The organism is Halosimplex salinum, assembly GCF_003730195.1.
GTDB classification, from domain to species: Archaea; Halobacteriota; Halobacteria; order Halobacteriales; family Haloarculaceae; genus Halosimplex; species Halosimplex salinum.
The window spans coordinates 330,420-348,371 of the sequence record NZ_QWGG01000001.1; the positions used below are offsets into that span (position 1 = coordinate 330,420).

Genomic DNA, 17,952 nt, shown 5'->3' on the forward strand with positions numbered 1-17,952 from the left:
AAACCGACCGGCATCTCCACGGAGACTGTTCACCCACGGAAGCCGAGCAAGCGAAGGCCGTTCAGCGAGACGAGGACCGTCGACCCCTCGTGACCGACCACCGCGAGCGGTAGCGGGATCCCTCGGAGGAGGATCGTCCCGACCATGAGTGCGATCGCGCCGAAGGCGATCGCGAGATTGACGGTGAGCGTCCGGCGGGTCTCGCGTCCGAGGCCGAGGACGTATGGGATCTTACTGAGGTCGTCACCCATCAACACCACGTCGGCAGTGTCGAGCGCGACGTCTGTCCCCGCGCCGCCCATCGCCACGCCGAGGGTCGCTGTGGCGAGCGCCGGCGCGTCGTTGACGCCGTCGCCGACCATCGCGACGTTCTCGTATCGTTCGACCAGGGCTTCGATGGTCGCCACTTTCTCCTCCGGTAGCAGTTCCGCCTGAACTTCGTCGATACCGACCTGATCGGCGATCCGCTGTGCGACCCGCTCGTTGTCGCCCGTCAGCATGACGACGTTCCTCACGCCGAGTTCGCGGAGATCCTCGATCATCTCGGCAGCGCCCGGGCGGACCGTGTCGGTGAAGGCGAGCCACCCCAGCACGGTGACTTCGCCGCGGGCCTCTCGGGCGACCATGACGCTCGTTTTCCCCTCCGCCGCGACCGTCTGGAGCCGGTCGAGACCGGGTTCGAGGCCCTCGACCGCTGCGTCTTCGAGGACAGTCCGGAAGTAGCTCCGGTTCCCGATGTGGATGGTCGCGTCTTCGACGTCGGCCCGGACGCCTTTCCCGGCGACTGACTGAAACCGCTGTGCGTGGGGGACGTCGAGCGACCGGTCGTCCGCCGCTGTCACGGTCGCACGAGCGAGGTGATGCTCCGAGCGGGCCTGCACCGCGGCGGCGAGGGACAGCAGCCCGTCGGAAGTCAGCGCTTCGTCTGCAGCACCGTCACGGACGAGAACGTCCGTCAACTGCGTGTCGCCCTGCGTGAGCGTTCCCGTCTTGTCGAACGCGACCGCGTCGATGTTCGCCGCCGCCTCCACGTGCTCGCCGCCCTTGAACAGGACGCCCTGTCTGCCCCCGGAGGCGATCGCCGAAAGGACCGCCGCGGGCGTCGAAATGATGACTGCACAGGGCGAGGCGGCGACCATGAGCGTCATCGCTCGGTAGAACGTACTGGTGAACTCGCTCCCGAGCGCGAGCGGAACAGCGATAGCTGCGAACGTGAGTGCGAACACGCCGACGACGTACGGTTGCTCGAGGCGGTCGATGAGCCGCTGTGTCGGCGCCTTCTCGCTCTGCGCCCGCTCGACCATGTGGATGAGACGGCTGATCGCCGACTCGTGGGCCTGCCGCGTGACTTCGATTTCGAGGCTCCCGCTCTCGTTGATCGTTCCGCCGAACACCTCGTCGCCTGACTCCTTCGGAACGGGCACGGACTCGCCGGTGAGCGAGGCCTGGTCGACCGTCCCCGTGCCGGACGCGACGACGCCGTCCAGCGGGATTTTGTCGCCGGGGCGGACGACGAACACGTCGCCGACGGCGACTTCGTCGATGGGGACGGTGACCTCCTCGCCGTCGCGTAGCACCTGCGCTTCGTCCGGCCGCATCTCGACGAGGGACTCGATCGCCCGACGCGAGCGACCGATCGCGTAGTGCTGGAGCGTATTCGACAGCGAGAACAGGAAGAGCAACATCGCGCCTTCGAACGGCGCTCCGATCGAGAGCGCACCGAGCGCGGCGACGATCATCAACAGGTCGATGTCGACCGCACCGTGGCGGAGCGTCTCGACCGCTCCTACGAGCCCGTACCAGCCGCCGAAGACGTACGCGACGCCGTAGCCGGTCCACAGAAGGAGCGACGGTCCGTCGAGCCACCCCGTTACGAGCCCTGTCGCCATCCCGAGCAGCGTCAGGCCGACGAACACCGCCTCCCGCTTGAGTTCCGAGCGGGTGCTCACGTCGTCCGTCGCCGGCCCGGAGTCGTCCCGGATCGAGACGTCCCGGTCGCGGACTGCTTCTCGAATCGTTTCTTCGGCGGTGACGCTCTCGTCGTAGGTGATCCGAGCGTCTCCCGTTCGGAACGAGACGTCGACGTCGTGGACGCCCGATACACTCCGGAGGTGTCGTTCGAGCGCCCGCGCTCCCGCTTCGCCACGACCACCCCGTCGTTCGATTCGAATCGTACACGTGGATAGCGGAGATGATTCAGTAACGGCCACGCTCTCTACACCTCCGCTCTGTCTGGGGCTTCAGTTTTCGGGACGCCAGCGGATATTCGTTCGACCGTCTGCGAACCCGGGTTCCTCTCCCCGCAGAGACTGCCACAGTGTCGTTTCCCTGTCGTGGACCGGTCATCCGACGATCGTCACCGGGATCCGTGCTCGACGGGTGACTGTCTCGGCGACGCTTCCGAGGAGCGTACGTTCGATTCCCGAGCGGCCGTGGCTCCCCGCGACGATCTGGTCGATACCGTGGTCGTCCGCGTATTCGAGGATCGCTCGCGCCGGCCTGCCGACTTCGGTGACCGTATTCAGTTCGATATCGTACTCTCCAGCGAGGTCCGTGGCCGTCGTGTGGATTATGGTTGCGCGTTCCCGGGCGTTGTCGTACCAGTCCTCGGCGACTGGTAAACCGCCGGCCTCCACGTCGACAACCGAGTCGATCGGATCGATGACGTAAATCGTGGTGATGGTCGCGTCCGAGAAGTTCTCGATAGCGTACGTGAGCGCACGCTGGGAGAGCGGCGACCCGTCGAAGGCGACGAGAACGTTCTCTGGCATACGGAGATAATATATAGCGGATCGAAATGAGTCTACTGCTCAGCGCACCGCGCGTCCGCTCGTACACTGTTTCGAGGATCGAGACGCCACCCGAGACCACGGTACGACGACTGCGCCTCTGTGCTCGTTCGACCGATAATCCCCGGACGATCGGGTGATTATCCCGGCGCAACTGTGTGGGCGCTGCAGGCTCCGGTTCGACTGTCGAACGAATCGCCCTCGCAGGCGTGAGGCGACTGAATTTGACCCCTCACCGTTTCACAATGGTCACAAGGATCGGCCTACAGACGTTACTGATCCACCGAGCTGTCGAATGGAGCCGAGTCCGCTTTGATCGACGCGTAGACGCGTTCGGCCCACTCACGAGCCATGGGAGAGTCCGTATCGACGAACACCTGCATCAACCCCGTGTCGTCGTCGTATCCTCCGAGTCCGACGCGTTCGTCGAAGATTGCGAGTCCGTAGGGTAACTTTTCGCGGGTCCGAACGAGTAACTGTCCGCGATCGACTGCCTCCGTCACGCGGGTCGGATAGGTCTCACGGAGTGTCTCGGCGACGGGTGGCGTGTAAATGAGTTCGGCCTCCGTACCGTCGAACACCCGCTGGTAGAACTCACCTATCATCAACGGCGCCAGGTGTGTCGAGTTGAACCCCCGGAACGTCTCCGAGTCGGTGACGAGCGAGATAAACCGCTCGACCGGCCGGTCCGGGACGGCCGGTTCAGCGACCGTCACGGTCGAATCGATCATCGGTTCGATGGCGAACTCCGCGTGATGCGGACAGATGACGTCCAGCAGCGGACCCATCCGGTGGACGGTGCTCACGTTCGCCTCGAACCGGAGCACCTCGTCGGTGACCGCCTCCCCACGGCCCGTCAACTGGAAGCGGCCGTCGGTCTTCTCGACGAATCCCTGTTCGTCGAGCCACTTCGTCAAGCGGTGGCTCGTCGCCCGCGAGACGTCGAGACGGTCCTCGATCTCGCGGCGGTCTAACGGCTCCGCCCGGAGTGCTTCGAGAACCGGACCGTGACGGACGATGTCGCCGAGATGGTCCGGGTCGGCGCGGTCGCCCGCTGCGTCGAGGCGCTTGCTGAGATACTGCTGATTCCGCGCGTTCTGCATGACGGCCTCCACGATCGGCGATGCCGGTGGATTGAACGTGAGCCGGTCGTCTTCGGAAGTGTCCATGTCATCCTCTATCTTGGGGTACGCTGGCACGTGTAGTAGTTCTATCCCGTACGCGACGCGAAACCCCTCTCACGTCCTGAAACGGCATGTCACGCCGTCGAACGTCGTCTCCGTGAATGAGGCCAATAGGTCTCGGGCCCACGGTCCCGATATGGTATCATCGACTACCGCGGACGAACCGATCGACGGAGAACGACTGGACGAACTCGTCGGAATGGCCGTGAACGAGCTCGGAGCGGCCTATTACGCGCCACTGATCGTCATCGGCGACAGGATCGGCCTCTACGAGGCGCTGGCCGACGACGGACCACTCCTGCCCGCGGAGTTGGCCGAGCGAACCGACACTGCGGAACCGTACGTCGCCGAGTGGCTCGCCGCCGGAGCGGCTGGTGGATACGTCACGTACGACCCCGAGACGGGGCGCTACAGCCTCACCCCTGAGCAGGTGGCGCTGCTGGCCGACGAGGACAGCCCCGCGTTCCTCGTGGGCGCGTTCCAGGGGTTGATGGGGTATCAGAAGTCCCTCTCAGAGATCGAGGCCGACTTCAGAACCGGTGAGGGCGTGGGCTGGCACGAGCACGACGAGGACGTGTGTCACGGGACGGAGCGCTTCTTCCGGCCCAGCTATGCGACGAATCTCGTTGCCGAGTGGATTCCCGCGCTCGATGGAGTGGACGCGAAGCTCGGGGAGGGTGCGCGCGTGGCCGACGTCGGCTGTGGACACGCTGCCTCGACGATCATCGTGGCCGAGGCCTATCCCGAGTCGGAGTTCACCGCTATCGATTACCACGACGACTCGATCGATGTCGCCCGCGAGCGCGCCGAAGAAGCCTGTGTCGCGGACCGTATCAGCTTCGAGGCGGCGACCGCGAAGGAATACGACGGGGGCGATTACGACCTGGTGATGACGTTCGACGCATATCACGACATGGGTGATCCGGTCGGTGTGGCCTCACACGTTCGTGCGACGCTCGCCGACGACGGGACGTGGATGCTGGTCGAGCCGTTCGCCAACGATCGAGTCGAGGAAAACCTGAACCCGGTGGGCAGGGCGTTCTACTGCGCCTCGACGATGGCCTGTGTCCCGAACTCGCTCGCCCAGGGCGGCGACCCGGTCCTGGGAGACCAGGCCGGCGAAGCGCGTCTCCGTGAGGTGATCACTGAGGGAGGGTTCACCAGCGTCCGCCGGGCGACCGAGACACCGTTCAATCTGGTACTCGAAGCCAGGCCGTGACGACGACCTCCCTGACTGGACGCGGTTTTCGGCGGCGGTCTCCCCGCGTCGGTCGCTAGTGATTCAGTGGCGGCGACCGCTGTCGATTCGCTCTGAGCGCAGTGACCGACGCGCGGACGATCGCACCACTGACCAGGACCGCGGTCCCAAAGATGAGGACAGCGCTCACGGTTTCGAGCATCTCGACGCCGTACACCACACTTACCTGCTTACTTGCGGTGGCGACACTCCCCGAGAGCAACGTCACTGCGAAGTATCCCCTGACGTCACCTTCGTTTACCAGTCGCGTCGCGCTCGTCCCGATGCGAGCGCCCAGCGCACTGCCGACGAGTAACACGGCGACAACGGGGACGTCGACGGCGTTCGACTGGGCGTAGACGAACGTCCCGAACGCGCCCGAAACCGTGATCTGGAGGATGCTGGTCCCAGCAGCGATCGCAGCGGGAAGGCCGAACCCGTATATCGTGACGGGGAGCAGAAGGAATCCCCCACCGACGCCGAGACATCCAGAGAGAACGCCGACGACCGACCCGACAACCAGGACGACCCACACGGAGACGGTCGCACCGCCAGGTAGCGACAGCATCGGTGGGAACGCGATGGCCTGCACCGCGGTAGCGACTCGGCCCGTTCCCACACCGGTGTCGTCGATACGGGCGTCTCGGAGGACGAAGAGCCCGACTGCACCGAGCAGTCCGACGTACGCCGCGCTGACGAGGGCGTCGGCACTGCCGAGTTCCGCGAGCACGAACACGATTCGCGCACCGACCTCGACACCGAACGTCATTCCGAGAGTCGTCACTGCCGCCAGTGGGTAGCTGACCTGGCCGTGGTCGCGGTGTCCGAGCGCGCCGATGACACTGGTACCGAAGACGAACGCGAGTCCGCTCCCGACAGCCACCGATGCCGGATAGCCGACCACCAGAAGCGCTGGCGTCACGAGGAACGACCCGCCCATCCCGAAGAACCCGAAGAGGATGCCGACGAGCAGGCCGAACGCGACGAGGAGACCGATCGTCGAGAGACCGAGGCCGAGGGGTTCCACGGTCAGGTTCTCACGAGGATCGCACGGGCGGCCGGGCCAGAAACCCGCGCCAGCGCCCCGTATCCGACGTACAGCACGAGCGCCTCCGCCAGAACGTACCCGACCGTGGCAGCGGCCTGCCCGGACTCGCCGAGTACGGGAGCGATCAGCAGGACGCTCGGTGGTACTACCAGTATCCCCAACAGTACGACCCGGACTGTCGATACCTGCCGGACTCCTTCGAACTCGGCGTCTCGATCACTCATGTCGTTCCCCGCCATCGGCCCGGGCGCTCTCGGACGGCGCGACGTTCTGATTGAGGCGGAACAGGTTCGTCGGGTCGTACTCGTCCTTGAGCGCGACCAACCGCTCGTACGTCGGTCCGAACGTGGACCGCATCATGTCGTCTCCCTCTTCGAGGAATCCCGGGAAGTTCAGGTACACCGACCCGTCCGAGAACCGGCGCATGTCGTCGAGACAATCGCGCACCCACTCGACGTTGGCGTCGTCGTCCTCCGGGCGTTGCCAGTTCGCTTCGACACCGAGCAGGAACGGCGCGTGTCGCCCCGCGAACGCGCTGTCCTCGACGCCAACCTGGGTGATCGCGCCACCCAACTGCCAGACGTCCACTGTCGAGAGCGGTGACGGTGCCACATCGGACCAGTACGCGATTCGGTCGATGGCGGACTCCGACAGGCCGTCGAGGTACAGCGACTTCCAGTAGTAGCGCATCCCGTCGGGGTAGTCCTCGTCGAAGAGTTGCTGTAACTCGACGTACGCCATCGGTCCGCTGAAGTCTGCGATCGGCTCGGCGATCTCTCGCAAGGGTGCCAGTGCGCGTTCGCCGTCCGCGACCGGGCCCGCGTAACAGCCCGCGATCGCTATCTTGGATTCGTGCACCGCGGCTGTCGGGAAGAGATCCTCGTCGGGCATCACACCGGACAGGGTGAGCAAGCTGACTTCCGGGGGAGCATCCGCGACGTAGTCGCGGTAGGCTTCCAGTATCTCGACCGTCCGGTCACTCGAATAGAAGACGAGGCAAACCGCCACGTCCGGGCCGACCGGGTGGAGGTCGAACTCGAAGCCGGTGACCACCCCGAGGTTGCCGCCGCCACCGCGGAGCCCCCAGAAGAGGTCCGGGTTCTCGTCCCCGCTGGCGGTCAGGTACTCGCCGTCCGCCGTGACCAGATTGACCGATGCGAGGTTGTCGCACGTCAAGCCGTACTTGCAGCGGAGATGACCGATGCCACCACCGAGCGTCAGTCCCGCGACCCCCGTCTCCGAGACGACTCCACCGGGCGTTGCCAGCCCGAAGACCTGAGTTTCGTGGTCCACGTCTGCCCACGTGGCACCGGCCTGGACCCGTGCAGTCCGTGCGTCAAGGTCTACCCACACGCCCCTCATCTCGGAGAGATCGATCACCAGCCCGTCGTCGCAGACGGCGGTTCCGGCGACGTTGTGGCCACCGCCGCGGACCGCGACCAGCAGGTCGTTCTCGCGCGCGAAGTCCACTGCGCTGACGACGTCTCCGACGCTTCGACAGCGGGCGATCAGGGCCGGACGCTTGTCGATCATCCCGTTCCACACCGCGCGGGCGTCGTCGTAGTCGACGTCCGCGGAACGGCTGCGCCGTTCTGCCGGGTCCGAAGGAGCGGAGTTTTTTCGAACGCCGTCGGGACGAATCAGGTCTCCGTGGAATCCCGCTTCGAACTGTTCGATCTGTTCGACAGGGATCGCGTGGTGTGCCATACAATATCAGACGACGGCACAGCTGTTGGCCTCACCTATCGAGACGTGTTCGGTGAGGAGAGGACCGTTTCAGGGAGTGAGACGAGTCTCGGAGCGCGGACGAGATAGAGTTACTATCTGTGACACCCACTCTCTAGTGAGTGAGTTACATGATCCGTGACCGAGACGACCGATCGGAGGACGATGGTCGCCCGCCACCCGGCTCGCCGGTCTTCGAGGCTATCCTGGAGAACGAGCGAAACCGCCGCTATCTCGGCAAGCGTCTGGACGCCGCGGGTGATCGCGTCGATACGGAACTCCTCGGAGACATCGTCAGACACGAGCCCGTCCTCGAAGCGCTGCTGGAAGGACCGCTCGATCGCCGGGAGATCGAACAGCGACTCGACGTCTCGCGGGCGACGAGCCACCGCTACACGCGGTGGCTCGACGAGCACGGACTCGTCGAGAAGAGAGACGGCCGATTCCAGCTGACCTGGCGCGGCGAGGTCGTCGCGGAGGAGGTGCTCCGGTTCGAAGCGAACATACAGACGGCGCACAGACTCACCCCGCTCCTCGACGTGATCTGTGAGGATCACCGGGAGTTCGTCGTCGAACCGTTCGTCGACGCGACGATCACCGTCGCCGAACCTGACGACCCGTACCGGCCGGTCGAGCGGTTCGTCGCGCTCGCCACCGAATCGGAGACGTTCCGGGGGTTCAACACGACGCACATGGCGCCGCTGGTCCTCGGCGAGTTCCACCAGCGGGTGTTCGACGATACCGACACCGAGATCATCTATCTTCCACAGATCGTGGAGAAACTGTTCGAGACGTACCCGGAGCGCGCCCTGGAAGCGATCGACCGCGGGCACCTGACACTCCGGACGCGTGACGAACTGCCGTACGGCCTCGCTCTCTTCGACGAGCGTGTCGGTATCGGCGGCTACGACGAAACCACCGGGCTCATGCAGGTGTTCGCCGATACGGATTCACCGATCGCGCGTGAGTGGGCAGAGCGCGTCTACACGTCGGTCAGAGCAGATTCGAACCCGCTCGACGAGAAGACGGGTCTGATCCGGTGATCTGTTCTCGGTGTGGGCGGAACCACTCGTCCTGTGTTCCCGTTACGCCACCACGACTCCGACACCTGCAAATTTCACAAGCCCGGCCCGTGTTTGCAGGTCGAACGTCGAAACGTCTCTCCGGTTCGACTGTCGACCGAATCGGCCTTTCAGTCGTGAGACGTCTGAATTCGAGGGTCTGCGTATCCAGAGTTTGACGCTCTGTATACGGTTCTGTGACCAGTTGAAAGACACACGGCACACAGTTCCCTGAATCGGCTGCTCAGGCAACGAACGCAAGTGACTCGGCATCGTCGTGTAAGTGGGATCAATCGTTTTCTAGTTCGTATACGTAGTTGAGTCATGGGTCACGACAGCATACCACGCTCGAATGCGGAGTCACCAATCGGTGACATCGCGTATCTCGCGCGGTCCGAACACCGCGTCCCGACGCTCGTCGCGCTGACAGAGCGCCCCCGGAGTCGGTCCGAACTCTGTGAGTTGGTCGGTGTTTCGTCCTCCACGATACGGCGGACGCTGGGCGAGTTCGAAGACCGGGTCTGGATCCGCAAAGACGGGTACCAGTTTTCAGCAACCCGGCTTGGGGAGGTGGTCGCTTCCGGGATGGAGGACCTGATCGAACAGGTCGAAACAGAGCGAAAATTGCGTGATATCTGGCGCTGGCTTCCCGGTGAGGTCAGCGAGTTCACCATCGAGACGTGGGAAGCGATGACCGTCACTGTTGCCGAACCCGATTCACCGTACCGCCCGATCACCCGATTCGAGTCGCTTCTCGAGGAGACGAACGAACTTCGACTGGTTCGCCCCGAGATCGCCTTGATGGAGCCGTGCTTCGAGGTTCTCGTTCAACTGGTCGACGAGGGGGTCGACGTCGTCTTGGTGGCTCGACCAGAGAGCCATACGTACTTTCTTTCGACGTACCCGGAGCGCAGCTTCGAGATGATGCAACGGGACAATTTCACCGTTCTGGAGCACGATTCGCTCCCCCGATGCGGAATCGGTCTCCTCGACGAGCGCGTCGCTATCAGTTGTTACGAACAAGACAGTGGCACGGTCCACGTACTGATCGACACCGACGTAGCGGCTGTCCGCGAGTGGGCGCAATCGGTGTTCGAAACGCACACGTCGGAGGCTACGCCAGTCGAACCCACGTAGAGTGGAGACTACGGATTCCGTTGCTTGATCTGATCGATGCGTAGGCTGCTGTAATCTCGGCTCGGTCCGAGGGGTTCGTCCCGGAGCCGGGCGGGGAAACGTTCGGTCCCGACCGTCCTCGGATCGCAGGAGGTGATACTTTTGCAGTGACTGCCAGGCCAGCAGTTCCTGGCGAACGGTCACGAAGTAACTACAGTATCTTCGCCGTCGTATCGTCGCTGGCGGGGAGGCAATCCACATGACTGACGACCAGCAACACGCACACAGGCTCGATTGTGAAGCGGCAGCAGCCGATTGCCGGTTCATCATACAATCGGAAACCGAAGAAGAGGCGATCGAACTGGCGAAGACGCATATGCGCGACGTTCACGGCCGGGACTACACGGATGAAGAACTCCGGAGTGAACACCTGAAGGTCGTGTAACTACGGAAGCGACCCTATGTCATTAGAAACCCAAGCAGACCCGATCGACGAAGAAAAGCTGAACGAGCTCGTGGAAACGTCACTCGTTGACCTCGGCGCGACAGTCCACGCCGCCCTGGCCACCATCGGCGACGATCTCGGACTCTATGCGGCGCTGGACGAGACCGGCCCGCTCACGTCTGCCGAGCTGGCCGAGGAAACCGATACCTCTGAACGCTACGTCCGCGAATGGCTTCGCTCACAGGCTGCGGGCGAGTACGTGGCTTACGACCCCGAGACCGACCGCTACGATCTCACCCCCGAGCAGGCGTACGTGTTAGCCGACGAAGAGAGCCCGGTGTTCATGCCGGGCGCGTTCCAACTCGTCGCGTCGTTGGCCAAAATCGAACCCGACATTCGGGAGGCGTTTCGAACGGGCGAGGGCGTCGGCTGGCACGAACACGACGAGGACGTGTTCCACGGCACCGAACGCTTCTTCGGTCCGGCCTACGGGAACTTCCTCCTCGACTGGATCGAGGCGCTCGACGGTGTAGCCGGGACGCTGGACGCGGGCGGGCGGATCGCCGACATCGGCTGTGGCCACGGCGCTCCGACGATTCGCATGGCCGAAGCGTATCCCGACGCGACGGTCGTCGGTGTCGACTACCACGAGGCATCGATCGAGACGGCGCGCGAGCGAGCGGAATCGGCAGGTGTCGCCGACCGCGTCGACTTCGAGGCGGCGACTGCGCGGGAGTACGACGGTTCCGACTACGATCTCGTGACGATGTTCAACTGCTATCACGACATGGGCGACCCCGTCGGCGTGGCGTCCCACGTCAGAGAGACACTGGCCGACGACGGCACCTGGATGATCGTCGAACCGTATGCCGACGACCGGGTCGAAGACAACCTCACTCCGTTCGGTCGTCTCGCGTACTCGATCTCGACCGTGGCTTGTACGCCGAACTCGCTCAGTCAGGAGGTCGGTTACGGGATGGGCGCACAGGCGGGGGAAGAACAAACACGTGAGGTTGTCACCGAGGGAGGGTTCACGCGATTCCGTCGGGCCGCCGAGACGAAGACGAGTCTCGTCTTCGAAGCGAAGCCGTAGTCAACTATCTATCGAGTGATTTCTGACCTATATTTTCGGACAGCAACGAGCGCTAATGTGTCGTCTGTTTACGCGCGCTGCATCCACGGCCCTGTCAAAATAACAGCGCTGTGTCGGGAATGGCAGCGTTACTTTTGCAGGTAGTACGGTCGACGCCTCCAGAGAGACACGGGAACGCAGACGGTCCAAACCACCTTCGAATCACAGGTGGTGACTGGTTTTCAACGACTGCGAAGACAGCAGTTCCTGGCGAACGGTCACGAAGTAACTACAGTATCTTCGCCGTCGTATCGTCGCTGGCAGGGAGGAGACCTCGATGACTGACGATAAGCAAACCGCACACGGTATCGACCTCGAAACACTCGAAGGGTTCGCCGAACACGCAGCCGAGGAGCCCGAAGCCGTCCAGCTTGGCCTCGGGGCGTCAGCGACCTACGAAGGGACGGCTGCCCACAGCCTGGCGAAGATCGATAGCTACGATCTCGGGGGCGAGACGATCGCTCGTGACACGCGCGAATACACGATTCCATACGGCGGCTGGAAGGAAGTGTTGGATGCGGGTGGATGGATCGGCGCGACCGACCGATTAGAGCCGGTCGAAGGGGCGCTATCGGCACTGGCCGCCTGTATCAACGTCGGCATCACCATCAACGCCGCCGCCAACGGCGTGGACGTCGACCACCTCCAGACGCGCGTCCAGACGGATTTCGATCCAGCAGTTCTCTTCAGCCTCACGGAACTCAAAGAGGCCGACTCAGTGTTCGAGAACCTGACCGCCGAAGTCGAGATCGACGGCGAGGACCTCGATCAGGACCAGATCGACGAGTGGGCACGGCGGGCACCCGTCTACACGCTCGTCTCACTCGCTCAGGACGTGGAGATGACCGTCGCCACCCCGGCCGAGGTGGCCGGAGACGACTGACAGGTGATCACCGATGAGCGAATCTCTCGACATGACGAACGTCCGAGAGAACACACGGTACGAATTCGTCTCGGATCGGGCGGCCAACGCGTGTGACAAGTACGGTGTCAAGAGCATCTCACTCGGGGGAACCAAGTAATTACTATGGCGACAGATAAATCAGTCGTGGACGAGCGGGGAGAACAGGTTCAGTACAGGTCACAGCTCCGGAACGGAGCACTGTTGATGGCACTCGCAGGGATCGCGTTCGTCGGCTACGGTGTCGTATTTCTCGTGCTGAATTTCGTGGGGAGCGGCTTCGAACTCGGCGTCGGTACGCTGGCCGGGATGACGAGCGGCGATCTCGAACCGACGGTGGCGTACTACATCAGTCACCTCCACGTCGCCACTGCTGCGTTCATCATCTCGACGGGCATCGCCGTCACGAGCCTCTCGTGGTACGGCGTGCGCCAGCGGCTCACGTGGGCGTGGGCGACGGCGATCGTCAGCGCCGTCGTCGGCCTGGCGCTCGCGTTACCGATGCACTGGACGGGAGATGCGTTCACTCACGATTGGGTGGCGCATCTCGGACCGATCTACCTGGCGACGATCGTCTTCGTGGTCGGAGTCGTACTGTCGTACCGAGGAGTTCAGACTACGTAGCTGAATTTAGCGAGCCCGACCTTCATTTATGAGTTCAACACCGAGCGTCGTCCTGCATACTGGCCAGGGACTGATCCTCGGGGGGTGCCTGTTTCGGGCGATCTTCCATCTCCTCGCCGTCGTCGGCATCGGTGCGACCGTCCACTGGTTCGTCCGAGCGATCGAAACCACCCGGTCGGAGAACGGCAGGCGGGGAAGAGTCGATGACAACGAGCCGTGAATCAGAATGGACCGCTGAGGCGTTCGCGGGAACCCGTGTCGTCAGAACCTCGCCCCACGCAGAACCGTGGCCACAATTCTCCTGTGAACCGTCTATTACGAAGGGCGGGAAGAACACGAGTGAGTGTGAGTCCACACCTACCGTCTAGTTTCTGCCCTCACAAGCACAACTACGGCCATTCGTCGATCGGCGATCGAGTTTGTCGATGGAGATCAACTTGGCTGTACGCGATTCCTGGTTTAAATCACCTACCGTTCCGAACAAACGCGAGATCAGGTCCGTTCGGCGGATAATCCCGACGCTGTCAGGCCATTATAACCGCCAAAATCAATGGACGCTACAGGATTGTGAACTACGCCCGAGAACCTGCGCGTGCGGCGCAGACCCTCGGTCTAGTTCGAATCCTTCGCGGATGCTTCTCGCACCTCACATTCGTTCGCAGGACAAGTGGGCGCTGCAGGCCCCGGATCAGTTATCGAACGAATCGTCTTCTGAGCCGTGAGGCGGCCAAAACCGCTGGATTCTATACACACCGAAAGACACAGTATTCTGTGTTCACATAGGTTCCTGTATGCCGACTATCACGGTCAACGTTGACGACGACCTCAAAGAACGCATGGACAAGCGCCCCGAAATCAACTGGAGTGAGGTCACGCGACAGGCCATCCAGGAGAAGATCGAGACGCTCGAAGTGATGGACGAACTCACCACCGAGAGCGAACTCACTGCGAGCGACGTGCAGGAGATCGCCGACAAAATAAACGAGAGTGGACGCAAGCGCGTTGACGAGGAATCGGTCTAGAGACGACGAATGAAGCTGGCCATCGATGCCAACGTCGTCATCTCTGCACTTATCGCCGATTCGAAAACGAGGGAGCTCATCGTCACACTAGAACCCGACCTCCTGACGCCCGCGTTCGTGTACGATGAGATCGAGAACTACGAAGACCTGATCGTGGAGAAGTCCGGGATGGAGCCGGACCGAGTGGCACAGTTCATCGACCTCCTGTTCCAGTATATCGAGGTTGTGCCTTCCGACGAATTCTATCCAGCGATCGAAACAGCAGACGAAGCAATCGGCGACACCGACCCTGACGACGTACTCTATTTGGCGTGTGCGCTCGCTAATGATACAGCCATCTGGAGTGACGATTCTGACTTCGACGAACAGGATTTGGTCGAGACGTACTCAACGAGCGATGTGATCGACTCGTTCGACACACACTGACTCAATGAACGATTGATTTTCTCTATTGCACTGGTTCGGATGTACGTGAACCTCGGTGGAAACCAACTGTCGCTCAACCATCGACCGAAAGCAACGGCGCTCCGTTCGATAGGAGGACCACCCCGTCGCTGTCGAGTGAATCGGCCCCTCGAAAATACGGCCGCTGCAGGATTGTGAACTACGCTCGAGAACCTGCGCCTGCGGCGCAGAACCTCGGTCTAGTTCGAATCCTTCGCGGACGCTTCTCGCTCCTCACGTCCGTTCGTCGCAGAGAAGTGGGCGCTGCAGGATTGTGAACCTCCGAGAGACGGTCGCCTCGTTTCACTCGGCGCTGCGACTCTCGTGGTTCAAATCCTTTGACCCAGATTTAGCTCGTCACGTCCGTTCCTCACAAAATCATGGGCGCTGCAGGATTTGAACCCGCGACAGCTTGGTCCGAAGCCAAGCACTCTGTCCAAACTGAGCTAAGCGCCCGACGTACATTCCTACACGGGCATCGGTGTTTAAACTCCTCGGTTCGCGACGGCGCCGTCCCGCGTCATTTATACGCTCCTCGCCGAACGGGAGTCACATGGTCCAGGCCAGGGGGTTGCTGGAACTGACGCGCCCGGGCAACGCCGTGGCGGCGGGCGCGCTGACGGGCATCGGTGCGTTCGTCGCGAGCGCATCCGCCGACGAACTCCCGCTCGTCGCGGCGGCCGTCGCCGCGACCGTCTTCGCTACCGCGGCGGGCAACGCCATCAACGACTACTTCGACCGCGACATCGACCGGATCAACGCGCCCGAGCGGCCGATCCCCAGCGGCGCGGTCTCGCCGCGCGGCGCGCTCGGCTTCAGCGCCCTCCTCTTCGCACTGGCGGCCGGATGCGCGCTGTTGCTCCCACCGCTCGCGCTCGGAATCGCCGTCGTCAACCTCCTCCTGCTCGTCGCCTACACGAAGTTCTTCAAGGGGACGCCCGGGGCCGGGAACGCACTGGTCGCCGGCCTCGGCGGGAGCACGTTCCTCTTCGGCGGGGCGACGGTCGGCAACCCGGAACCGACGGTCGTGCTCGCGCTCCTGGCGGCCGTCTCGACGCTCGCCCGCGAGATCATCAAGGACGTGGAAGACGTCGACGGCGACCGTGAGGAGGGGCTCAGCACGCTCCCGGTCGTCGTCGGGGAGCACCGCGCACTCGTCCTGGCGCTGGCGCTCCTCGTGGTGGCAGCGCTCGCGAGTCCACTCCCGTACCTGCTCGACATGCTCGGCCTCTCGTATCTCGTCGTCGTCGCGCCGGCGGTCGCCGTCATGCTCTACGCCGGCTACGAGGGATTCGACGACCCGACCGCCGGACAGGGCCACCTCAAGTACGGGATGTTCCTCGCGATCCTCTCGTTCGTGGTCGGCCGAGCGACGCTGGTGTTCTCGATCTGACGAGGCCGGGCGTCCGCGGGCCCATAATAAAGATTTTAACGACCGCCGCGACTAATCGAAATATATCGCACGGCCTCGTGGTGGGAGAGTGCGACGGTGGTGACCTCGAAGGAATGTACGAACTCGGACCGACGTTCGGAAACGCGACGCTGCCCCCCGGCACGAACCTGCTGGTGTCCGGGCCGCCGCTGTCCGGCAAGCGGCGCATGGCGCTCGACATCCTCGCAGCGGGGTCCGAGCGCGGTGAAGGCGTCATCGTCGTCACCACTCGCGACAGCGCGAGTCGTGTCCTCAACGACTACGAAGCGCTCGTCTCCGACCCCGAGTCGGTCGACATCGGGATCGTCGACTGCGTCACGAAACACCAGGGCCGGTCCGCGCGCGACACGGACATCGTGAAGTACGCCTCGTCGCCGGAGGACATGACCGGGATCGGTATCAAGTTCTCCGAGTTCGTCGAGGAGTTCCGCCAGGAGCGCGGCATCGAGAACGTCCGCGTCATGGTCGACTCGCTCTCGACGCTGTTGATGTACTCCGACGTGCAGACCGTCTTCCGCTTCATGCACGTGTTCACGAGCCGGATCGAGAACGCCGACGCGCTCGGCGTCCACGTCATCGAGTCGACGGCCCACGAGGAGGAGACGCTGAACACGCTTCGCCAGCTATTCGACCAGGCCGTCACCGTCGAGGAGGACGGGACGGTCGCGACGACCATCCCCGACGCATCGCCGCCGCCGCTCGACCGCTGACCCGTCGACAACGCCGATCGAGTGCGGCCCGTCGGCAGTCTTTTCCTCGTCTCGGCCGAACTACCGGGTATGCCCGTCGACTCCGACGACCGACTCCGCGAGATTCTCGACGCCGACACTATCGCAGTCGTCGGCCTGTCGAGCACGCCAGGCAAAGCCGCCCACGACATCCCCGCGTACATGCGCGAGCACGGCTACGACGTGATCCCGGTCAACCCGTACGCCGACGAGATATTCGGCCGCGAACCGTACGACTCGCTGGCCGACGTCGAGGAGTCCGTGGACCTCGTGGACGTGTTCCGACCGACGGACGAGGTCCCGGGAATCGTCGACGAGGCGCTCGACCGCGACGACGTCGAGACGGTGTGGCTCCAGCTCGGCATCACGCACGACGAGGCCGGCCAGCGCGTCGAGGCCGACGGGAGGGAGTTCGTCCAGGACCGCTGTCTCAAGGTCGAACACCAGCGACTGGTGGGGTGAAACGACCGGGCGTTCGGACCCCGAACGCCCGCGGAGAACGACACCGCGCGATCTGTCCGAAGCGACTCAGTCGCTCGCTTCCTCGGACGCCGTCCCGTCCGATCCGTCGTCCTGCGTGGCCGCGTCGTCAGTCGTAGCCGAGTCGTCCGGTGAGTCCGCCGCCTCACCGCCGGTTTCGCCCGCTTCGGTGTCTGTTCCCTGCCCCTCGGCGACTTCGTCCGCCTCCGTCTCGGATTCGGGGTCGGGGAACGCTTCCTCGACGACGGCGTCCGTGTCGACGCCCTGCTGTTCGGCCAGCGCTTCGACGATGACGCGCTGTTCGGCGAGTTCGCGGTCGATCGACTCGATCTGGTCGCTGGTCGACTCGACTCGCTCGCGGACCTCCTGGACCTGTTCGACGATCTGGTTGACTCGCTCGTAGAGTTTCTCGGCCAGCTCCGTCACGCGCTGGACTTTCTTGGCGGTGTCTCCGAATGGCATGGTCGGGCGTTCGGGCCCCCCTGTTGTCGGCTTTTCGACTCGTGGGCCGCGTTCGAGCGGCGCGCGGCCGTCCCGAGTACGGACGCAGACCACCGCGATTAAACCCGCAGCGTCCGCAGTCC

The 17,952-nt window shown here is 63.5% G+C and carries 20 protein-coding genes and 1 tRNA gene; 13 read left to right on the plus strand and 8 right to left on the minus strand.

Going from position 1 to position 17,952, the window contains the following annotated elements:
- Positions 1–29: 29 nt before the first annotated feature.
- From D1409_RS01575 to D1409_RS01585, 3 genes are all read right to left on the minus strand, one after another.
- Positions 30–2,210 carry a heavy metal translocating P-type ATPase gene (locus D1409_RS01575; protein WP_123533364.1) on the minus strand — a complete coding sequence of 727 codons (2,181 nt, stop codon included), beginning with the start codon at positions 2,208–2,210 and terminating at the stop codon, positions 30–32.
- A gap of 132 nt (positions 2,211–2,342) precedes the next feature.
- Complete coding sequence (locus D1409_RS01580; protein WP_123533366.1) at positions 2,343–2,771, minus strand: universal stress protein; 429 nt, start codon at positions 2,769–2,771, stop codon at positions 2,343–2,345.
- A gap of 290 nt (positions 2,772–3,061) precedes the next feature.
- Positions 3,062–3,958, minus strand: coding sequence for a helix-turn-helix transcriptional regulator (locus D1409_RS01585; protein ID WP_123533368.1), 897 nt, complete (start codon positions 3,956–3,958; stop codon positions 3,062–3,064).
- A 151-nt stretch (positions 3,959–4,109) separates the two neighbouring features.
- Between D1409_RS01585 and D1409_RS01590 the strand changes: the two genes are divergently transcribed.
- Entirely contained in the window at positions 4,110–5,192 is a 1,083-nt protein-coding gene (locus tag D1409_RS01590) for a methyltransferase domain-containing protein (RefSeq protein ID WP_123533370.1), read from the plus strand.
- A 55-nt stretch (positions 5,193–5,247) separates the two neighbouring features.
- On the opposite strand, the gene D1409_RS01595 is transcribed toward D1409_RS01590, so the two are convergent.
- The 3 genes from D1409_RS01595 to D1409_RS01605 form a co-directional block, all read right to left on the minus strand.
- Complete coding sequence (locus tag D1409_RS01595) at positions 5,248–6,237, minus strand: sulfite exporter TauE/SafE family protein (protein WP_206424952.1); 990 nt, start codon at positions 6,235–6,237, stop codon at positions 5,248–5,250.
- 2 nt (positions 6,238–6,239) lie between these two features.
- Complete coding sequence (locus D1409_RS25800; protein WP_449404901.1) at positions 6,240–6,389, minus strand: DUF7512 family protein; 150 nt, start codon at positions 6,387–6,389, stop codon at positions 6,240–6,242.
- Positions 6,390–6,474: 85 nt separating this feature from the next.
- A complete protein-coding gene (locus D1409_RS01605; protein WP_123533376.1) occupies positions 6,475–7,965 on the minus strand; it encodes an FAD-binding oxidoreductase in 1,491 nt (496 codons plus the stop codon).
- A gap of 149 nt (positions 7,966–8,114) precedes the next feature.
- On the opposite strand from D1409_RS01605, the gene D1409_RS01610 reads away from it, so the two are divergent.
- The 9 genes from D1409_RS01610 to D1409_RS01655 all read left to right on the plus strand — a co-directional run bounded on the left by D1409_RS01610 (position 8,115) and on the right by D1409_RS01655 (position 14,710).
- On the plus strand, positions 8,115–9,026 hold the full coding sequence (locus D1409_RS01610) for a helix-turn-helix transcriptional regulator (RefSeq protein ID WP_123533378.1): 912 nt from the start codon (positions 8,115–8,117) through the stop codon (positions 9,024–9,026).
- A 342-nt stretch (positions 9,027–9,368) separates the two neighbouring features.
- Complete coding sequence (locus tag D1409_RS01615; RefSeq protein ID WP_123533380.1) at positions 9,369–10,181, plus strand: helix-turn-helix transcriptional regulator; 813 nt, start codon at positions 9,369–9,371, stop codon at positions 10,179–10,181.
- A gap of 238 nt (positions 10,182–10,419) precedes the next feature.
- Positions 10,420–10,605 (plus strand): DUF1059 domain-containing protein, encoded by a 186-nt coding sequence (locus tag D1409_RS01620; protein WP_123533382.1) that lies wholly within the window; start codon positions 10,420–10,422, stop codon positions 10,603–10,605.
- A gap of 16 nt (positions 10,606–10,621) precedes the next feature.
- Entirely contained in the window at positions 10,622–11,698 is a 1,077-nt protein-coding gene (locus tag D1409_RS01625) for a class I SAM-dependent methyltransferase (protein WP_123533384.1), read from the plus strand.
- Between the two features lie 316 nt (positions 11,699–12,014).
- On the plus strand, positions 12,015–12,620 hold the full coding sequence (locus D1409_RS01630; protein WP_123533386.1) for an OsmC family protein: 606 nt from the start codon (positions 12,015–12,017) through the stop codon (positions 12,618–12,620).
- A gap of 144 nt (positions 12,621–12,764) precedes the next feature.
- Positions 12,765–13,262, plus strand: coding sequence for a hypothetical protein (locus tag D1409_RS01640; RefSeq protein WP_123533388.1), 498 nt, complete (start codon positions 12,765–12,767; stop codon positions 13,260–13,262).
- Between the two features lie 28 nt (positions 13,263–13,290).
- Positions 13,291–13,482, plus strand: coding sequence for a hypothetical protein (locus D1409_RS01645; RefSeq protein ID WP_123533390.1), 192 nt, complete (start codon positions 13,291–13,293; stop codon positions 13,480–13,482).
- A gap of 571 nt (positions 13,483–14,053) precedes the next feature.
- Entirely contained in the window at positions 14,054–14,284 is a 231-nt protein-coding gene (locus tag D1409_RS01650) for a hypothetical protein (protein ID WP_123533392.1), read from the plus strand.
- 9 nt (positions 14,285–14,293) lie between these two features.
- Positions 14,294–14,710 (plus strand): PIN domain-containing protein, encoded by a 417-nt coding sequence (locus tag D1409_RS01655; protein ID WP_123533394.1) that lies wholly within the window; start codon positions 14,294–14,296, stop codon positions 14,708–14,710.
- Positions 14,711–15,109: 399 nt separating this feature from the next.
- Here D1409_RS01655 and D1409_RS01660 read toward each other — a convergent pair.
- Positions 15,110–15,184, minus strand: a tRNA-Arg gene (locus tag D1409_RS01660).
- A gap of 97 nt (positions 15,185–15,281) precedes the next feature.
- On the opposite strand from D1409_RS01660, the gene D1409_RS01665 reads away from it, so the two are divergent.
- The 3 genes from D1409_RS01665 to D1409_RS01675 all read left to right on the plus strand — a co-directional run bounded on the left by D1409_RS01665 (position 15,282) and on the right by D1409_RS01675 (position 17,350).
- A complete protein-coding gene (locus tag D1409_RS01665; protein WP_123533396.1) occupies positions 15,282–16,121 on the plus strand; it encodes a geranylgeranylglycerol-phosphate geranylgeranyltransferase in 840 nt (279 codons plus the stop codon).
- Between the two features lie 113 nt (positions 16,122–16,234).
- Positions 16,235–16,870 (plus strand): RAD55 family ATPase, encoded by a 636-nt coding sequence (locus tag D1409_RS01670; protein WP_123533398.1) that lies wholly within the window; start codon positions 16,235–16,237, stop codon positions 16,868–16,870.
- A 69-nt stretch (positions 16,871–16,939) separates the two neighbouring features.
- On the plus strand, positions 16,940–17,350 hold the full coding sequence (locus D1409_RS01675) for a CoA-binding protein (protein ID WP_123533400.1): 411 nt from the start codon (positions 16,940–16,942) through the stop codon (positions 17,348–17,350).
- A gap of 66 nt (positions 17,351–17,416) precedes the next feature.
- Here D1409_RS01675 and D1409_RS01680 read toward each other — a convergent pair whose 3' ends face one another.
- The gene (locus D1409_RS01680) at positions 17,417–17,830 is read right to left on the minus strand and encodes a DUF5798 family protein (protein WP_123533402.1); all 414 of its coding nucleotides are present in this window, start codon (positions 17,828–17,830) and stop codon (positions 17,417–17,419) included.
- Positions 17,831–17,952 lie beyond the last annotated feature (122 nt).

Coding starts and splice junctions, on each gene's coding strand:
- D1409_RS01580 (WP_123533366.1), bottom strand. CDS start 2,771: ATGCCAGAGAACGTTCTCGTCGCCTTCGACGGGTCGCCGCTCTCCCAG.
- D1409_RS01585 (WP_123533368.1), bottom strand. CDS start 3,958: ATGGACACTTCCGAAGACGACCGGCTCACGTTCAATCCACCGGCATCG.
- D1409_RS01590 (WP_123533370.1), top strand. CDS start 4,110: ATGGTATCATCGACTACCGCGGACGAACCGATCGACGGAGAACGACTG.
- D1409_RS01605 (WP_123533376.1), bottom strand. CDS start 7,965: ATGGCACACCACGCGATCCCTGTCGAACAGATCGAACAGTTCGAAGCG.
- D1409_RS01610 (WP_123533378.1), top strand. CDS start 8,115: ATGATCCGTGACCGAGACGACCGATCGGAGGACGATGGTCGCCCGCCA.
- D1409_RS01615 (WP_123533380.1), top strand. CDS start 9,369: ATGGGTCACGACAGCATACCACGCTCGAATGCGGAGTCACCAATCGGT.
- D1409_RS01620 (WP_123533382.1), top strand. CDS start 10,420: ATGACTGACGACCAGCAACACGCACACAGGCTCGATTGTGAAGCGGCA.
- D1409_RS01625 (WP_123533384.1), top strand. CDS start 10,622: ATGTCATTAGAAACCCAAGCAGACCCGATCGACGAAGAAAAGCTGAAC.
- D1409_RS01630 (WP_123533386.1), top strand. CDS start 12,015: ATGACTGACGATAAGCAAACCGCACACGGTATCGACCTCGAAACACTC.
- D1409_RS01640 (WP_123533388.1), top strand. CDS start 12,765: ATGGCGACAGATAAATCAGTCGTGGACGAGCGGGGAGAACAGGTTCAG.
- D1409_RS01645 (WP_123533390.1), top strand. CDS start 13,291: ATGAGTTCAACACCGAGCGTCGTCCTGCATACTGGCCAGGGACTGATC.
- D1409_RS01650 (WP_123533392.1), top strand. CDS start 14,054: ATGCCGACTATCACGGTCAACGTTGACGACGACCTCAAAGAACGCATG.
- D1409_RS01655 (WP_123533394.1), top strand. CDS start 14,294: ATGAAGCTGGCCATCGATGCCAACGTCGTCATCTCTGCACTTATCGCC.
- D1409_RS01665 (WP_123533396.1), top strand. CDS start 15,282: ATGGTCCAGGCCAGGGGGTTGCTGGAACTGACGCGCCCGGGCAACGCC.
- D1409_RS01670 (WP_123533398.1), top strand. CDS start 16,235: ATGTACGAACTCGGACCGACGTTCGGAAACGCGACGCTGCCCCCCGGC.
- D1409_RS01675 (WP_123533400.1), top strand. CDS start 16,940: ATGCCCGTCGACTCCGACGACCGACTCCGCGAGATTCTCGACGCCGAC.
- D1409_RS01680 (WP_123533402.1), bottom strand. CDS start 17,830: ATGCCATTCGGAGACACCGCCAAGAAAGTCCAGCGCGTGACGGAGCTG.